The sequence below is a fragment of the Variovorax sp. KBS0712 genome, assembly GCF_006323185.2.
In the GTDB taxonomy this organism is placed as follows: Bacteria; Pseudomonadota; Gammaproteobacteria; order Burkholderiales; family Burkholderiaceae_C; genus Variovorax; species Variovorax boronicumulans.
In genome coordinates this window covers 157,189-171,392 of record NZ_VCCD02000003.1, presented here as the reverse complement: position 1 = coordinate 171,392, position 14,204 = coordinate 157,189, and the positions used below count along the sequence as shown (strand labels likewise).

Below are 14,204 nucleotides of genomic sequence, written 5' to 3'. Positions count from 1 at the left end.
GGAATCTGACCCCCATTAAAGTGTTTGGCATTCTTTGTGCATCGCAATATGCTCCCTTTCCCTGCGAAAACTGAAGGAGCGCGCCATGACGACGGCTGCCGAGATTCAACACCTCCAAGAACACGGTCTGTATTCCGGTGCCGATGAGCACGACGCCTGCGGCGTCGGCTTCGTCGCCCACATCAAGGGCGAGAAGAGCCACGCCATCGTGCTGCAGGGCCTGAAGATCCTCGAGAACCTCGACCACCGCGGCGCCGTCGGCGCTGACAAGCTGATGGGCGACGGCGCCGGCATCCTGATCCAGCTGCCCGACCTGCTGTACCGCGAAGAAATGGCCAAGCAGGGCGTCACGCTGCCCCCGCCCGGCGAATACGGCGTCGGCATGATCTTCCTGCCGAAGGAACACGCCTCGCGTGAAGCCTGCGAACAGGAGATGGAACGCGCCATCAAGGCCGAAGGCCAGGTGCTGCTGGGTTGGCGCGATGTGCCGGTCAACCGCGACATGCCGATGTCGCCCACCGTGCGCGAAAAAGAACCGCTGCTGCGCCAGATCTTCATCGGCCGCGGCAACGACGTGATCGTGCAGGACGCGCTGGAGCGCAAGCTGTACGTGATCCGCAAGACCGCCAGCGCCAACATCCAGCGCCTGAAGCTCAAGCACAGCAAGGAATACTACGTTCCGAGCATGTCCAGCCGCACCGTGGTCTACAAGGGCCTGTTGCTGGCCGACCAGGTCGGTACCTACTACCTCGACCTGCAGGACAAGCGCTGCGTCTCGGCCCTGGGCCTGGTGCACCAGCGCTTCTCGACCAACACCTTCCCCGAATGGCCGCTGGCCCACCCGTACCGCTACGTCGCCCACAACGGCGAAATCAACACGGTCAAGGGCAACTACAACTGGATGAAGGCGCGCGAAGGCGTGATGTCGTCGCCCGTGCTCGGCGCCGACCTGCAGAAGCTCTACCCGATCAGCTTCGCCGGCCAGTCCGACACCGCCACCTTCGACAACTGCCTCGAGCTGCTGACGATGGCCGGCTACCCGATCAGCCAGGCCGTGATGATGATGATTCCCGAGCCCTGGGAACAGCACGCCACCATGGACACGCGCCGCCGCGCGTTCTATGAGTACCACGCAGCCATGCTCGAGCCGTGGGACGGCCCGGCCTCCATCGTGTTCACCGACGGCCGCCAGATCGGCGCCACGCTCGACCGCAACGGCCTGCGCCCCTCGCGCTACTGCGTGACCGACGACGACCTGGTCATCATGGCCTCCGAGTCGGGCGTGCTGCCCGTGCCCGAGCAGAAGATCGTTCGCAAGTGGCGCCTGCAGCCCGGCAAGATGTTCCTGATCGACCTGGAGCAGGGCCGCATGATCGACGACGAGGAGGTCAAGGCCACCCTCGCCAACAGCAAGCCCTACAAGCAGTGGATCGAGAACCTGCGCATCAAGCTCGACAGCGTCAAGGCCGAACCGGCCGCGATTCCCGTGAGCCAGGTCGCGCTGCTCGACCGCCAGCAGGCCTTCGGCTACACCCAGGAAGACATCAAGTTCCTGATGAGCCCGATGGCGCAGGCCGGCGAAGAAGGCATCGGCTCCATGGGCAACGACAGCCCGCTGGCCGTGCTCTCCAGCAAGAACAAGCCGCTGTACAACTACTTCAAGCAGCTGTTCGCGCAGGTGACCAACCCGCCGATCGACCCGATCCGCGAAGCGATCGTGATGTCGCTCGTGTCCTTCATCGGCCCCAAGCCGAACCTGCTGGACATCAACCAGGTCAACCCGCCGATGCGGCTCGAAGTGAGCCAGCCCATTCTCGACTTCGCCGACATGGCGAAGCTGCGCGACATCGGCCGCTACACGCAAGGCAAGTTCAAGAGCTACGTGCTCGACATCACCTACCCGCTGGGCTGGGGCGATGAAGGCGTCGAAGCCAAGCTGGCCTCGCTGTGCGCCGAAGCGGTCGATGCCATCAAGGGCGGCCACAACATCCTGATCGTGAGTGACCGCGGCGTGAGCCCCACGCAAGTGGCGATTCCCGCCGTGCTGGCCCTCTCGGCCGTGCATCAGTACCTGGTCCGTGAAGGCTTGCGCACCACCGCCGGCCTCGTGGTCGAAACCGGCTCGGCGCGCGAAGTGCATCACTTCGGCGTGCTCGCCGGCTACGGCGCGGAAGCCGTGCATCCGTACCTCGCGATGGAAACCCTGGCGGCCATGCACGCCGACCTGCCGGGCGACCTGAGCGCCGACAAGGCGGTCTACAACTACGTCAAGGCCATTGGCAAGGGCCTGTCGAAGATCATGTCGAAGATGGGTGTCAGCACCTACATGAGCTACTGCGGCGCGCAGCTCTTCGAAGCCATCGGCCTGAACACCGAGACGGTGAACAAGTACTTCACCGGCACGGCCAGCCGCGTGGAAGGCATCGGCGTCTTCGAGATCGCCGAGGAAGCCATCCGCATGCACAAGGCCGCGTTCAGCGACGACCCGGTGCTCGCCAACATGCTGGACGCCGGCGGCGAATACGCCTGGCGCACGCGCGGCGAAGAGCACATGTGGACGCCCGACGCCATCGCCAAGCTGCAGCACAGCACGCGCTCCAACAACTGGAACACGTACAAGGAATACGCGCAGCTCATCAACGACCAGAACCGCCGCCACCTCACGCTGCGCGGCCTGTTCGAGTTCAAGATCGATCCGGCCAAGGCCATTCCGGTGGACGAGGTCGAAGCGGCCGCCGACATCGTCAAGCGCTTCGCCACCGGTGCGATGTCGCTCGGCTCGATCAGCACCGAGGCGCACGCCACGCTCGCCATTGCCATGAACCGCATCGGCGGCAAGAGCAACACAGGCGAAGGTGGCGAAGACCCGGCGCGCTACCGCAACGAGCTCAAGGGCATCCCGATCAAGCAAGGCGACACGCTCAAGAGCGTGATCGGTGCGGCCAACGTCGAGGTCGACCTGCCGCTCAACGATGGCGACTCGCTGCGTTCGCGCATCAAGCAGGTCGCGTCGGGCCGCTTCGGCGTCACCGCCGAGTACCTGCACTCGGCCGACCAGATCCAGATCAAGATGGCGCAGGGCGCCAAGCCGGGCGAGGGCGGCCAGCTCCCGGGCGGCAAGGTCACCGAGTACATCGGCAAGCAGCGCTATGCGGTGCCGGGCGTGGGCCTCATCTCGCCGCCGCCGCACCACGACATCTACTCGATCGAAGACCTCGCGCAGCTCATCCACGACCTGAAGAACACCGCGCCGCACGCGAGCATCAGCGTGAAGCTGGTGAGCGAAATCGGTGTCGGCACCATCGCCGCGGGCGTGGCCAAGTGCAAGAGCGACCACGTCGTGATCGCCGGCCATGACGGCGGCACGGGCGCTTCACCCTGGTCGTCGATCAAGCACGCGGGCAGCCCGTGGGAAATCGGCCTGGCCGAAACGCAGCAGACGCTGGTGCTCAACCGCCTGCGCAGCCGCATCCGCGTGCAGGCCGACGGCCAGATGAAGACCGGCCGCGACGTCGCCATCGGCGCGCTGCTGGGCGCGGACGAGTTCGGCTTCGCCACCGCGCCGCTGGTGGTCGAAGGCTGCATCATGATGCGCAAGTGCCACCTGAACACCTGCCCGGTGGGCGTGGCCACGCAAGACCCGATCCTGCGCAAGAAGTTCTCGGGCAAGCCCGAGCACGTCGTCAACTACTTCTTCTTCGTTGCGGAAGAAGTGCGCCAGATCATGGCCCAGCTGGGCATCCGCAAGTTCGACGACCTGATCGGCCGCGCCGACCTGCTCGACATGCGCAAGGGCATCGAGCACTGGAAGGCCTCGGGCCTGGACTTCAGCCGCCTGTTCGCGCTGCCGACCGTGCCGGCCGACGTGCCGCGTTTCCATGTCGAGAACCAGGACCACGGCCTCGAGCGCGCGCTCGACGTGAAGCTCATCGAGAAGTCGCGTCCCGCCATCGACAAGGGCGAGAAGGTGCAGTTCATCGAAGTGGCACGCAACGTCAACCGTTCGGTGGGTGCGATGCTCTCGGGCGCGCTGACCAAGGTGCATCCTCAGGGCTTGCCCGACGACTCGATCCGCATCCAGCTCGAAGGCACGGGCGGCCAGTCGTTCGGCGCCTTCCTGGCACGCGGCATCACGCTGTACCTGATCGGCGACGCCAACGACTACACCGGCAAGGGCCTCTCGGGCGGCCGCGTGGTGGTGCGCCCCAGCCTGGACTTCCGCGGTGAAGCCGCGCGTAACACCATCGTCGGCAACACCGCGCTGTACGGCGCAACCACCGGCGAGGCCTACCTGTGCGGCGTGGCCGGCGAACGCTTCGCGGTGCGCCTGTCGGGCGCCACGGCGGTCATCGAAGGCACCGGCGACCACGGTTGCGAATACATGACCGGCGGCACGGTCGCCGTGCTCGGCAAGACGGGCCGCAACTTCGCGGCCGGCATGAGCGGCGGCGTCGCCTTCGTCTACGACGAAGACGGCCAGTTCGCCTCGCGCTGCAACCTCTCGATGGTGTCGCTCGACAAGGTGCTCACCTCGGCCGAGCAGACCGCCAGCGTGCATCGCAAGATCTGGCACGGCGGCGAGACCGACGAAGCGCAGCTGAAGAAGCTGCTCGAAGAGCACCACCGCTGGACCGGCAGCAAGCGCGCGCGCGAGCTGCTCGACAACTGGGCCGAGTCGCGCACCAAGTTCGTCAAGGTGTTCCCGAACGAGTACAAGCGCGCGCTGGCCGAACTGCACGACCGCCAGGTCGAGCTGGCCAGCAGCGGCAACAACGCCCACGTCGGCCTCGAGCCGCACGCACTGGCCGCGCCCGCCACGGCCGCTGTCTGAGCGCGCCATAGATACGAAGAACAGAGGAAAGCACGATGGGAAAAATCACCGGCTTCATGGAGCATGAGCGCATCGAAGAGGGCTACAAGCCTGTCGAAGAGCGCGTCAAGCACTACAAGGAATTCGTCGTCGGACTGAACACCGACCAGGCCAAGGTGCAGGGCGCACGTTGTATGGACTGCGGCACGCCGTTCTGCAACAGCGGCTGCCCGGTCAACAACATCATTCCGGACTTCAACGACCTCGTGTACCGCGACGACTGGCAGAACGCCTTCGCGGTGCTCGACTCGACCAACAACTTCCCCGAGTTCACCGGCCGCATCTGCCCCGCGCCCTGCGAGGCCGCCTGCGTGCTCAACGTGAACGACGACGCGGTCGGCATCAAGTCGCTGGAGCACGCGATCATCGACCGCGCCTGGGACGAAGGCTGGGTGGCGCCGCGCGTCGCCAAGCACAAGACCGGCAAGAAGGTCGCCGTGGTGGGCTCCGGCCCGGCCGGCATGGCCGCCGCGCAGCAACTGGCGCGCGCCGGCCACGACGTCACGCTGTTCGAGAAGAACGACCGTGTCGGCGGCCTGCTGCGCTACGGCATTCCCGACTTCAAGATGGAGAAGTCGCACATCGACCGCCGCGTCGAGCAGATGAAAGCCGAGGGCGTGACCTTCCGCACCGGCGTGATGGTCGGTGCCGCCAAAGACCCGCTGGGCAAGGGCTCCAAGGTCACCAACCTGGCCAAGGAAACCGTCACGCCCGAGCAGCTGCAGAAGGACTTCGACGCCGTGGTGCTCACCGGCGGCGCCGAGCAGTCGCGCGACCTGCCCGTGCCGGGCCGCGACCTCGACGGCATCCACTTCGCGATGGAGTTCCTGCCGCAGCAGAACCGCGTCAACGCGGGCGACAAGGTCAAGGGCCAGCTGCGCGCCGACGGCAAGCACGTCATCGTGATCGGCGGCGGCGACACCGGCTCCGACTGCGTGGGCACCAGCAACCGCCACGGCGCCGTGAACGTCACGCAGTTCGAACTGATGCCGCAGCCGCCGGAAGAAGAGAACCGTCCGCTGACCTGGCCCTACTGGCCGATCAAGCTGCGCACCAGCTCCAGCCACGAAGAAGGCTGCGAGCGCGAGTTCGCCATCTCGACCAAGGAATTCATCGGCGAGAAGGGCAAGGTCACCGGCCTGAAGACCGTGCGCGTCGAGTGGAAGGACGGCAAGATGCAGGAAGTGCCCGGCAGCGAGCAGGTCCTCAAGGCCGACCTGGTGCTGCTGGCCATGGGCTTCATCAGCCCCGTGGCCACCGTGCTCGACGCCTTCGGTGTCGAGAAGGACGCCCGCGGCAACGCGCGCGCCACGGTCGACTTCATCGGCGGCTATGCCACCAATGTGCCCAAGGTGTTCGCCGCAGGTGACATTCGCCGCGGCCAATCGCTGGTGGTGTGGGCAATTCGCGAGGGCCGTCAAGCGGCGCGTTCGGTCGACGAATTTTTGATGGGATTCAGCGACTTACCGCGCTGATTTTTGTTTCATTTGAAGCGGCGCCGTTCGCGGCCCCGTTATCATCCGCGGAAACCGCATGCCGGGATGCCTGAGAAGGCGCCCGGCTTTTTTATTGAGATGGACCCAGCCACACCCACGTCTTCCTCCTTCGTCGAATTCCGCGATGTCACGTTCGGCTACGGCGCGCGCGCGATCCTCGACGGCGTGTCGTTTTCCGTGCCACGCGGCAAGGTGACGGCGTTGATGGGGGCATCGGGTGGCGGCAAGACCACCGTGCTGCGCCTCATCGGCGGCCAGCAGCGCGCCCAGCGCGGCGAGGTGCTGTTCGACGGGAAGGATGTCGGTCACTTCGATGTCGCGACGCTGTATGCGGCGCGGCGCCGCATGGGCATGCTGTTCCAGTTCGGGGCGCTGTTCACCGACATCAGCGTGTTCGACAACGTGGCCTTTCCGTTGCGCGAGCACACGCAGCTGTCGGAAGCGCTGGTGCGCGACATCGTGCTCATGAAGCTGGACGCCGTCGGCCTGCGCGGCGCGCGCGACCTGATGCCCAGCGAGGTGTCGGGCGGCATGGCGCGGCGCGTGGCGCTGGCCCGCGCGATCGCGCTCGACCCCGACCTCGTGATGTACGACGAACCCTTCGCGGGGCTCGACCCGATCTCGCTCGGAACGGCCGCGCGGCTGATCCGCCAGCTCAACGACGCGCTCGGCCTCACCAGCATCATCGTGTCGCACGACCTCGAGGAAACCTTCCGCATCGCGGACCACGTGATCATCCTAGCCAACGGCGGCATCGCCGCGCAGGGGCGGCCCGATGAGGTGCGCGAGAGCGTCGATCCGCTGGTGCATCAGTTCGTCAATGCACTGCCTGACGGGCCGGTGCACTTCCATTACCCGGGCGTCAGCATCGAAGACGACTTCGGCAATGGCGAAGGAGGGCGCTCATGACCTGGTGGAAGCCCGCCGACGTCGGCTTTGCCGTGCGCAGCCAACTGGCCGACATGGGCCACGCGGCCAAGCTGTTCCTGCGCCTGCTCGGCCCGGGCGCGCAGATCATGCGCCGCTTCGGGCTGGTGCGTGACCAGATCCATTTCCTGGGCAACTACTCGCTCGCCATCATCGGCGTGTCGGGTCTGTTCGTGGGCTTCGTGCTCGGGCTGCAGATGTACTACGCGCTGCAGCGCTACGGCTCGTCCGAAGCGCTCGGCCTGCTGGTGGCGCTGAGCCTCGTGCGCGAACTCGGTCCCGTGGTGGCGGCCCTGCTGTTCACCGGCCGGGCCGGCACCTCGCTGACGGCCGAGATCGGCCTCATGAAAGCCAACGAGCAGTTGAGCGCCATGGAAATGATGGCGGTCGATCCGGTGCAGCGCATCCTCGCGCCGCGCTTCTGGGCCGGCGTCATCACCATGCCGCTGCTGGCGGCCGTGTTCAGTGCGGTCGGCATCATGGGCGGCTATGTCGTGGGCGTGCTGATGCTGGGCGTCGACCCGGGCGCGTTCTGGGGCCAGATGCAGGGCGGCGTCGATGTCTGGCGCGACGTCGGCAACGGCGTCATCAAGAGCATCGTGTTCGGTTTCACCGTGACCTTCGTCGCGCTGCTGCAGGGCTTCGAGGCCCAGCCGACGCCCGAGGGCGTGTCGCGCGCCACCACGCGCACCGTGGTGATGGCGTCGCTGGCGGTCTTGGGGCTCGATTTCTTGCTCACCGCCATGATGTTCAGTATCTAAAGGGGCCCCGGCTCCATCGTTCTAGACAGAGAGTGCAAACCATGCAACGTTCCACCAACGACATCTGGGTCGGCCTGTTCGTGCTGATCGGCGGCGCCGCCTTGCTGTTCCTGGCGCTGCAGTCGGCCAACCTGCTGAGCCTGAACTTCCAGAAGACCTACACGGTCACCGCGCGTTTCGACAACATCGGCGGGCTCAAGCCCCAGACCGCGGTCAAGAGCGCTGGCGTGGTGGTCGGTCGTGTGGAATCCATCGCGTTCAACGACAAGGCCTTTCAGGCCGATGTGACGCTGGCGCTGCAAAACCGTTACAGTTTTCCCAAGGACAGCTCGCTCAAGATCCTGACCAGTGGCCTGCTCGGCGAGCAGTACATCGGCATCGAGGCGGGCGCCGAGGAAAAGAACCTGCAAGCCGGCGACACCATCACCGCGACCCAATCGGCCGTGGTGCTGGAGAACCTGATCAGCCAGTTCCTGTACAGCAAGGCAGCCGAGGGGAATACGGCGCCGGGAACAGCCAACAAGAAATGACCACACGACTTTTTTCGTCGACTGCTATTAAAAGTGTAGCTAGCTCCGCCCGTTGGGCCACCGCCACCGTCGGTTTCGCCCTCGTGGCCGGATGCGCCACCGGATCCGGCGCAAGCCCGACCGACCCCTTCGAGCCGTACAACCGCGGCATGACACGCTTCAACGACACCGTCGACGAGGCCGTGCTGGAGCCCGTGGCCACTGCCTACCAGAACGTGGTGCCCTCGCTGGTGCGCCAGGGCGTGACCAACTTCTTCAGCAACCTCGGTGACATCTGGAGCCTGGCCAACAACGTGGCCCAGCTCAAGCTACAGAACAGCGCCGAGACCTTCATGCGGCTGAACGTCAACACCTTCTTCGGCCTGGGCGGCCTGCTCGACGTCGCTTCCGAGGCGCGCCTGCCGCGCCACGAGGAAGACTTCGGCCAGACGCTGGGCTACTGGGGCGTGGGCGCCGGTCCGTACGTCGTGCTGCCGTTGCTCGGCCCCTCGACGCTGCGCGACACGATCGCCCGGCCGCTCGACATGTACGGCGACGCGCAGGGCCATATCCACGACATCGCCTGGCGCAATTCGCTGGCAGGCCTGCGTGTCGTGGACACCCGCTCGCGCTACCTGGGTGCCACCCGCCTGCTCGACGAAGCCGCGCTCGACAAGTACTCGTTCACGCGCGATGCGTTCCTGCAGCGCCGCCGCAACCAGGTCTACGACGGCAACCCGCCGGACGACGACAACGCCGGCAAGTGACGGCAAAAGGGGGCGGACGGGGTGGTCCTGCTTGCATCCGGTTGCAAGGCTTCACCTCCGCTTCAGGAACCCGGTCGGCCTGGCGCCTGTCGAAACCGTTCCTGTCTCAGCACGGGGCCATTGGCTGCACCGTGCAGGGAAGACAATTCAACCTGAGGGACTCACCATGAACAACAAGATCTTGCTGCAACGACGCGACATGGGCCGCCTGGCATTGGCCGGCGCGCTGCTGTTCGGCGCTGCCACCGCCTTCGTGCATCAGAGCGCATTCGCGGCCGACGAAGCCCCCGACGCGCTCGTCAAGCGCCTGTCGACCGACGTGCTCGAGACCATCAAGGCCGATTCGTCGATCAAGGCCGGTGACATCAACAAGATCATGCTGCTGGTCGACAGCAAGATCATGCCCAACGTCAACTTCCAGCGCATGACCGCCTCGGCCGTCGGCCCGGCCTGGCGCCAAGCCACGCCCGAGCAGCAAAAGCGCCTGCAGGACGAGTTCAAGACCCTGCTCGTGCGCACCTACGCCGGCGCGCTCGACCAGGTGAGTGACCAGACCGTCACCATCCGCCCGTTCCGCGGCGCGCCCACCGACACCGACGTGCTCGTGCGCACCGAGGTCAAGGGCCGCGGCGATCCGGTGCAGCTGGACTACCGCCTCGAAAAGACGCCGGGGCAGGGCGCCGGCTGGAAGGTCTACAACCTGAATGTGCTGGGCGTGTGGCTGGTCGACACCTACCGCACCCAGTTCGCGCAGGAAATCAACAAGAGTGGCATCGATGGCCTGATTGCCGCGCTGGCCGCGCGCAACAAGGGCAACGGCAAGGGCTGACGGGCACACGCCATGCTGGTCCTTCCCTCCCGACTCACCCACGACGAGGCTCCTGCCTGCATGCGCATGCTGCAGCAGGGGCTCAAGGGCCAGACCGACTCGACCTCCACCGTGGTCGACGCCACGGCGCTGGCCCAGTTCGATTCCTCCGCGCTGGCGGTGCTGCTCGAGTGCCGGCGCGAATCCAGCGCGCTGGGCCGGGGGTTCTCGGTCAAGGGCCTGTCGCCGCGCCTGCGCGAGCTGGCCGCGCTGTACGGCATCGCGGGCCTTCTGCCCGCTGCGCCCTGACCCCCTAGCGCGTGCGTGGCACCGCTGCGGTCAGCAGCGAGAGCGCCTTGTTCAGGGTCGAGGTCGCGAATCGCTCTCCCTTGGAGTGGCCGATGCGCACGACCACAAGATCGTGCGACGGAATCACGAGCACGAACTGGCCCCCTGCGCCGAGCATGTAGTAGGCCGTCGTCGGCACCGCCAGCGCTCCCGTCCCATTGATCCAGAAGAATCCCCCGTAGATGGGGCGCTGGTCTGCGGCCCAGGCCGGTGCGGCCGTGCTCACGAAATTGACGAACCCCTCGGGAAGAATGCGCTCCCCGTTCCACACGCCGTCCTGCAGGTAGAGATTGGCCAGCCGGGCCCAATCGCGGGCCGACATGAAGTCGTAGCCTTGCGTGAGGAAGTTGCCGTAGGGATCGGTCTCGATCACCATGGAGCGGATGCCGATCTTGTCGAAGATGGCGCGCTGCGGGAACGAGAGGTACTCTTCGCCGCGCTTCTCGACCCCAAGGCGGACCAGGTAGTTGGCAAGCACCGGATCGGTGTTGCGGTAGCGGCCCACCGTGTTGGGCGGCCATTGCTGCGGTCGGGTCGCGGCGTAGTTGAAGGCGTTGATCCGGCCTGTGTAGTAGTAGATGTGATCGGGGTAGGTGCTGTTGGGGTCGAAGTCCGGATCGTCCGGGGCCTTGATGCGCAGCCCGCTGGACATGCGCAGGATGTCGGCAATGCGGATCTGCTGGCGGCCGTCGCCGGCACCTTGCCATTCGGGAATCGGTGCGGGCTGGTCGAGCTTGTACACACCCTGCTTGATCAGCACGCCCATCATCGTGGCCACGACGCTCTTGCCCATCGACCATGATTCGAGCGGCGTTGTCGCGCTGATGCCGCTCATGTAGCGCTCGCCGATGAGCCGCCCCTTGTGCGTGACCACGAAGGCCGCGGTGTAGGCCTCCGTGGTTTCGAAGGCGGCGCCGATGGCCTGGTTCACCTTGGCCATGTCGACGTCGGCGGGCGGCGGGTCGTTCGGCAGCACATCGCCCATGGGCCAGGGCACGGTCGTGGGGTCGGCCAGCGCGCTCTTGACATTGACGGGGGTGAAGAGAACGTCGTCCTTGCCGGGCGGCAGCGTGATGCAACCCTGCGAGCCGAAGTGGCGGGCCACCAGCGTCGGACCGCCGTTGGGCATCGTGATGCGGACCTCCTTCTTGGTGCGGTCGACCACCGGCGCTCCCACCTTCTTGCGCTGTTCGTACGGCCCCGTGAAGTACCCGATGGTTTCGGCGGCGACTGCAGGATCGAGTCCGGTGATGAAGACCGCCGAGCACATGGCCTTGGCATAGCCGGACGTGTTGTGCTCCAGCACATCGCCGGGTGGTGGCACGTAGGGCGTGTCCAGCTCCAGGCACTTGGCGCGCGCAATGAGTGCATCGCGGGCTGGCAGCTGGGCCGAACCGGCAGATGAAGTGCAAGGTTGGGCGGTGCCACCCCCTGCGCCAGCGCCTGCGCCGCCACCAACAAGGGCGATGCCGCCACCTCCGCCGCCACCTCCACCTCCTCCCCCGCAAGCAGTCAGCACCATCGCCAGGAGCAGGGCGGCAACGGTTGGGAAGGGGCTGCGGGTCAAACACTTCATTGGCGTTCCTCGCGATGGGCGGTTGCGGTGCGCAGAATCGGCACCGGCGGGATTGTGGGTGAACTTCGGGCCGATGCCTAGCGCGGCCGGCTTCCCGCGTTCACCCCTGGGCAGCGCCGAAAAACCCATCGCCCGTAAAATCGCGGGCTCCCATGCCCGCGATCTCATTCCAGTCGGTCTCCAAGACCTACCCTCCCTCCCGTCAGCAACGCGCCCAAGGCAAGCAGGGGCTGCGTGCGGTCGACGAGGTTTCCTTCCAGATCGAGCCGGGCGAGTTCTTCGGCCTGCTCGGGCCCAACGGCGCGGGCAAGACGACTCTCATCAGCATGCTGGCGGGCCTGTCGCGGCCCACGGCGGGGGCGATCAGCGTGCACGGTTTCGACGTGCAGCGCGACTACGCCGAAGCCCGGCGCCAGCTCGGCATCGTGCCGCAGGAGCTGGTGTTCGACCCCTTCTTCAACGTGCGCGAGTCGCTGCGCATCCAGTCGGGCTACTTCGGCATCAAGAACAACGAAGCCTGGATCGACGAGCTGCTGCAGAGCCTGGGCCTGGCCGACAAGGCCACGGCCAACATGCGCCAGCTCTCGGGCGGCATGAAGCGCCGTGTGCTGGTGGCACAGGCGCTGGTGCACAAGCCGCCGGTCATCGTGCTCGACGAGCCCACGGCCGGCGTCGACGTCGAGCTGCGCCAGACGCTCTGGCAGTTCGTGGCCAAGCTCAACAAGCAGGGCAGCACCGTGCTGCTGACCACCCATTACCTCGAAGAGGCCGAGGCCCTGTGCAGCCGCATCGCGATGCTCAAGCTCGGCAAGGTGATCGCCCTGGACCGCACCAGCGAGCTGCTGAAGTCGGCCGCGAGCAATGTGCTGCGCTTCAAGACCGATGCCATGCTGCCCTGGGCCATCGCCCAGCACGCGCGCATCACCGGGCGCATCGTGCAGCTGCCGGCGCAGAACGCGCATGAAGTCGAACAACTGCTGGCCGCGATCCGCGAAGCCGGCGTCGCGGTGGAAGACGTGGAAATGCGCAAGGCCGACCTGGAAGACGTGTTCATCGACCTGATGGCGGGCGAGCAGACGCCGCTGGAGGTGTCGCGATGATGGCTGTTACGGGCTGGCGCGCGCTTCTGTACAAGGAAACGCTGCGCTTCTGGAAGGTCGGCTTCCAGACCGTCGGCGCGCCGGTGCTTACCGCGCTGCTGTACCTCATGGTGTTCGGCCATGTGCTCGAAGGCCGCGTGACGGTCTACGGCACCGTGGGCTACACCGCTTTCCTGATCCCCGGCCTCGTGATGATGAGCGTGCTGCAGAACGCGTTCGCGAACAGCTCGTCCTCGATCATCCAGAGCAAGATCATGGGCAACCTCGTGTTCGTGCTGCTCACGCCGCTGTCGCACTGGGGCTGGTTCTTCGCCTACGTGGGCTCCTCGGTGATCCGCGGGCTGGCGGTGGGCGTGGGCGTGTTCGCCGTGACCGTCTTCTTCGCCGTGCCGAGCTTCGTGGCGCCGGTGTGGATACTGGTGTTCGCGCTGCTGGGCTCGGCCATGCTGGGCACGCTCGGCCTCATCGCCGGGCTCTGGGCCGAGAAGTTCGACCAGATGGCCGTGTTCCAGAATTTCCTGATCATGCCCATGACCTTCCTGTCGGGCGTGTTCTATTCGATCGGCTCGCTGCCGCCGTTCTGGCAGAGCGTGAGCCACCTGAACCCCTTCTTCTACATGATCGACGGCTTCCGCTACGGTTTCTTCGGGGTGAGCGACGCTTCGCCCTGGCTGAGCTTCGGCATCGTCGGTTCCGCCTGGCTGGTGGTGAGCGCCATCGCTGTTCACCTCCTGCGCATCGGCTACAAAATCCGCGGCTGACCGCGACTTCCAAGACCCCATGACCGCTGACGAACTCCAAGCCATCATCGCTGCCCATCTGCCGTGCGAGCACATCACGCTCGAGGGCGACGGCCGACATTGGTACGCGACCATCGTCTCGGCCGAATTCGAGGGCAAGCGCGCCATCCAGCGCCACCAGCGGGTCTACGCCACCCTCGGTGCGAAAATGCACACCGACGAGGTGCATGCGCTCTCGATGAAGACCTACACGCCGGCCGAATGGGCCGCCGTGGACAAATGACTTTCCGGCCCCTGCGGGC

12 protein-coding genes are annotated in these 14,204 nt (G+C 66.1%); 11 read left to right on the top strand and 1 reads right to left on the bottom strand.

Annotation, left to right across the window (positions count from 1 at the left end):
* The first annotated feature begins 85 nt into the window (after window positions 1-85).
* The 8 genes from FFI97_RS25615 to FFI97_RS25580 all read left to right on the top strand — a co-directional run bounded on the left by FFI97_RS25615 (window position 86) and on the right by FFI97_RS25580 (window position 10,447).
* On the top strand, window positions 86-4,831 hold the full coding sequence (locus FFI97_RS25615) for a glutamate synthase-related protein (RefSeq protein ID WP_139701023.1): 4,746 nt from the start codon (window positions 86-88) through the stop codon (window positions 4,829-4,831).
* Window positions 4,832-4,866: 35 nt separating this feature from the next.
* Window positions 4,867-6,345 (top strand): glutamate synthase subunit beta, encoded by a 1,479-nt coding sequence (locus FFI97_RS25610; RefSeq protein WP_139701025.1) that lies wholly within the window; start codon window positions 4,867-4,869, stop codon window positions 6,343-6,345.
* 66 nt (window positions 6,346-6,411) lie between these two features.
* Window positions 6,412-7,275, top strand: coding sequence for an ABC transporter ATP-binding protein (locus FFI97_RS25605; RefSeq protein ID WP_139701027.1), 864 nt, complete (start codon window positions 6,412-6,414; stop codon window positions 7,273-7,275).
* Window positions 7,272-8,054, top strand: a complete 783-nt coding sequence (gene mlaE / locus FFI97_RS25600) for a lipid asymmetry maintenance ABC transporter permease subunit MlaE (protein ID WP_062471733.1) — start codon at window positions 7,272-7,274, stop codon at window positions 8,052-8,054. Before FFI97_RS25605 ends, mlaE begins: the two co-directional genes overlap by 4 nt.
* A 41-nt stretch (window positions 8,055-8,095) precedes the next feature.
* Complete coding sequence (gene mlaD, locus FFI97_RS25595; protein WP_062471729.1) at window positions 8,096-8,584, top strand: outer membrane lipid asymmetry maintenance protein MlaD; 489 nt, start codon at window positions 8,096-8,098, stop codon at window positions 8,582-8,584.
* Window positions 8,581-9,330 (top strand): VacJ family lipoprotein, encoded by a 750-nt coding sequence (locus tag FFI97_RS25590; protein ID WP_070059937.1) that lies wholly within the window; start codon window positions 8,581-8,583, stop codon window positions 9,328-9,330. Before mlaD ends, FFI97_RS25590 begins: the two co-directional genes overlap by 4 nt.
* 166 nt (window positions 9,331-9,496) lie before the next feature.
* Entirely contained in the window at window positions 9,497-10,159 is a 663-nt protein-coding gene (locus FFI97_RS25585; RefSeq protein ID WP_070059936.1) for a phospholipid-binding protein MlaC, read from the top strand.
* 12 nt (window positions 10,160-10,171) lie between these two features.
* On the top strand, window positions 10,172-10,447 hold the full coding sequence (locus tag FFI97_RS25580) for a lipid asymmetry maintenance protein MlaB (RefSeq protein WP_119554261.1): 276 nt from the start codon (window positions 10,172-10,174) through the stop codon (window positions 10,445-10,447).
* A gap of 4 nt (window positions 10,448-10,451) precedes the next feature.
* On the opposite strand, the gene FFI97_RS25575 is transcribed toward FFI97_RS25580, so the two are convergent.
* A complete protein-coding gene (locus FFI97_RS25575; protein ID WP_139701029.1) occupies window positions 10,452-12,062 on the bottom strand; it encodes a serine hydrolase domain-containing protein in 1,611 nt (536 codons plus the stop codon).
* Window positions 12,063-12,214: 152 nt separating this feature from the next.
* Here FFI97_RS25575 and FFI97_RS25570 point away from each other — a divergent pair, with 152 nt between their 5' ends.
* From FFI97_RS25570 to FFI97_RS25560, 3 genes are read left to right on the top strand one after another with little or no spacing between them, the layout of a single operon-like run.
* Complete coding sequence (locus tag FFI97_RS25570) at window positions 12,215-13,162, top strand: ABC transporter ATP-binding protein (protein WP_070059934.1); 948 nt, start codon at window positions 12,215-12,217, stop codon at window positions 13,160-13,162.
* The gene (locus FFI97_RS25565; protein ID WP_070059933.1) at window positions 13,159-13,923 is read left to right on the top strand and encodes an ABC transporter permease; all 765 of its coding nucleotides are present in this window, start codon (window positions 13,159-13,161) and stop codon (window positions 13,921-13,923) included. Before FFI97_RS25570 ends, FFI97_RS25565 begins: the two co-directional genes overlap by 4 nt.
* 19 nt (window positions 13,924-13,942) lie before the next feature.
* Window positions 13,943-14,185: a BolA family protein gene (locus FFI97_RS25560; protein ID WP_062471708.1), complete on the top strand. Its 243-nt coding sequence runs from the start codon at window positions 13,943-13,945 to the stop codon at window positions 14,183-14,185.
* Window positions 14,186-14,204 lie beyond the last annotated feature (19 nt).

Excerpts from the sequence above, each read along its gene's own strand:
- FFI97_RS25615 (WP_139701023.1), top strand. The coding sequence starts at position 86 with ATGACGACGGCTGCCGAGATTCAACACCTCCAAGAACACGGTCTGTAT.
- FFI97_RS25610 (WP_139701025.1), top strand. The coding sequence starts at position 4,867 with ATGGGAAAAATCACCGGCTTCATGGAGCATGAGCGCATCGAAGAGGGC.
- FFI97_RS25605 (WP_139701027.1), top strand. The coding sequence starts at position 6,412 with ATGCCTGAGAAGGCGCCCGGCTTTTTTATTGAGATGGACCCAGCCACA.
- mlaE (WP_062471733.1), top strand. The coding sequence starts at position 7,272 with ATGACCTGGTGGAAGCCCGCCGACGTCGGCTTTGCCGTGCGCAGCCAA.
- mlaD (WP_062471729.1), top strand. The coding sequence starts at position 8,096 with ATGCAACGTTCCACCAACGACATCTGGGTCGGCCTGTTCGTGCTGATC.
- FFI97_RS25590 (WP_070059937.1), top strand. The coding sequence starts at position 8,581 with ATGACCACACGACTTTTTTCGTCGACTGCTATTAAAAGTGTAGCTAGC.
- FFI97_RS25585 (WP_070059936.1), top strand. The coding sequence starts at position 9,497 with ATGAACAACAAGATCTTGCTGCAACGACGCGACATGGGCCGCCTGGCA.
- FFI97_RS25580 (WP_119554261.1), top strand. The coding sequence starts at position 10,172 with ATGCTGGTCCTTCCCTCCCGACTCACCCACGACGAGGCTCCTGCCTGC.
- FFI97_RS25575 (WP_139701029.1), bottom strand. The coding sequence starts at position 12,062 with ATGAAGTGTTTGACCCGCAGCCCCTTCCCAACCGTTGCCGCCCTGCTC.
- FFI97_RS25570 (WP_070059934.1), top strand. The coding sequence starts at position 12,215 with ATGCCCGCGATCTCATTCCAGTCGGTCTCCAAGACCTACCCTCCCTCC.
- FFI97_RS25565 (WP_070059933.1), top strand. The coding sequence starts at position 13,159 with ATGATGGCTGTTACGGGCTGGCGCGCGCTTCTGTACAAGGAAACGCTG.
- FFI97_RS25560 (WP_062471708.1), top strand. The coding sequence starts at position 13,943 with ATGACCGCTGACGAACTCCAAGCCATCATCGCTGCCCATCTGCCGTGC.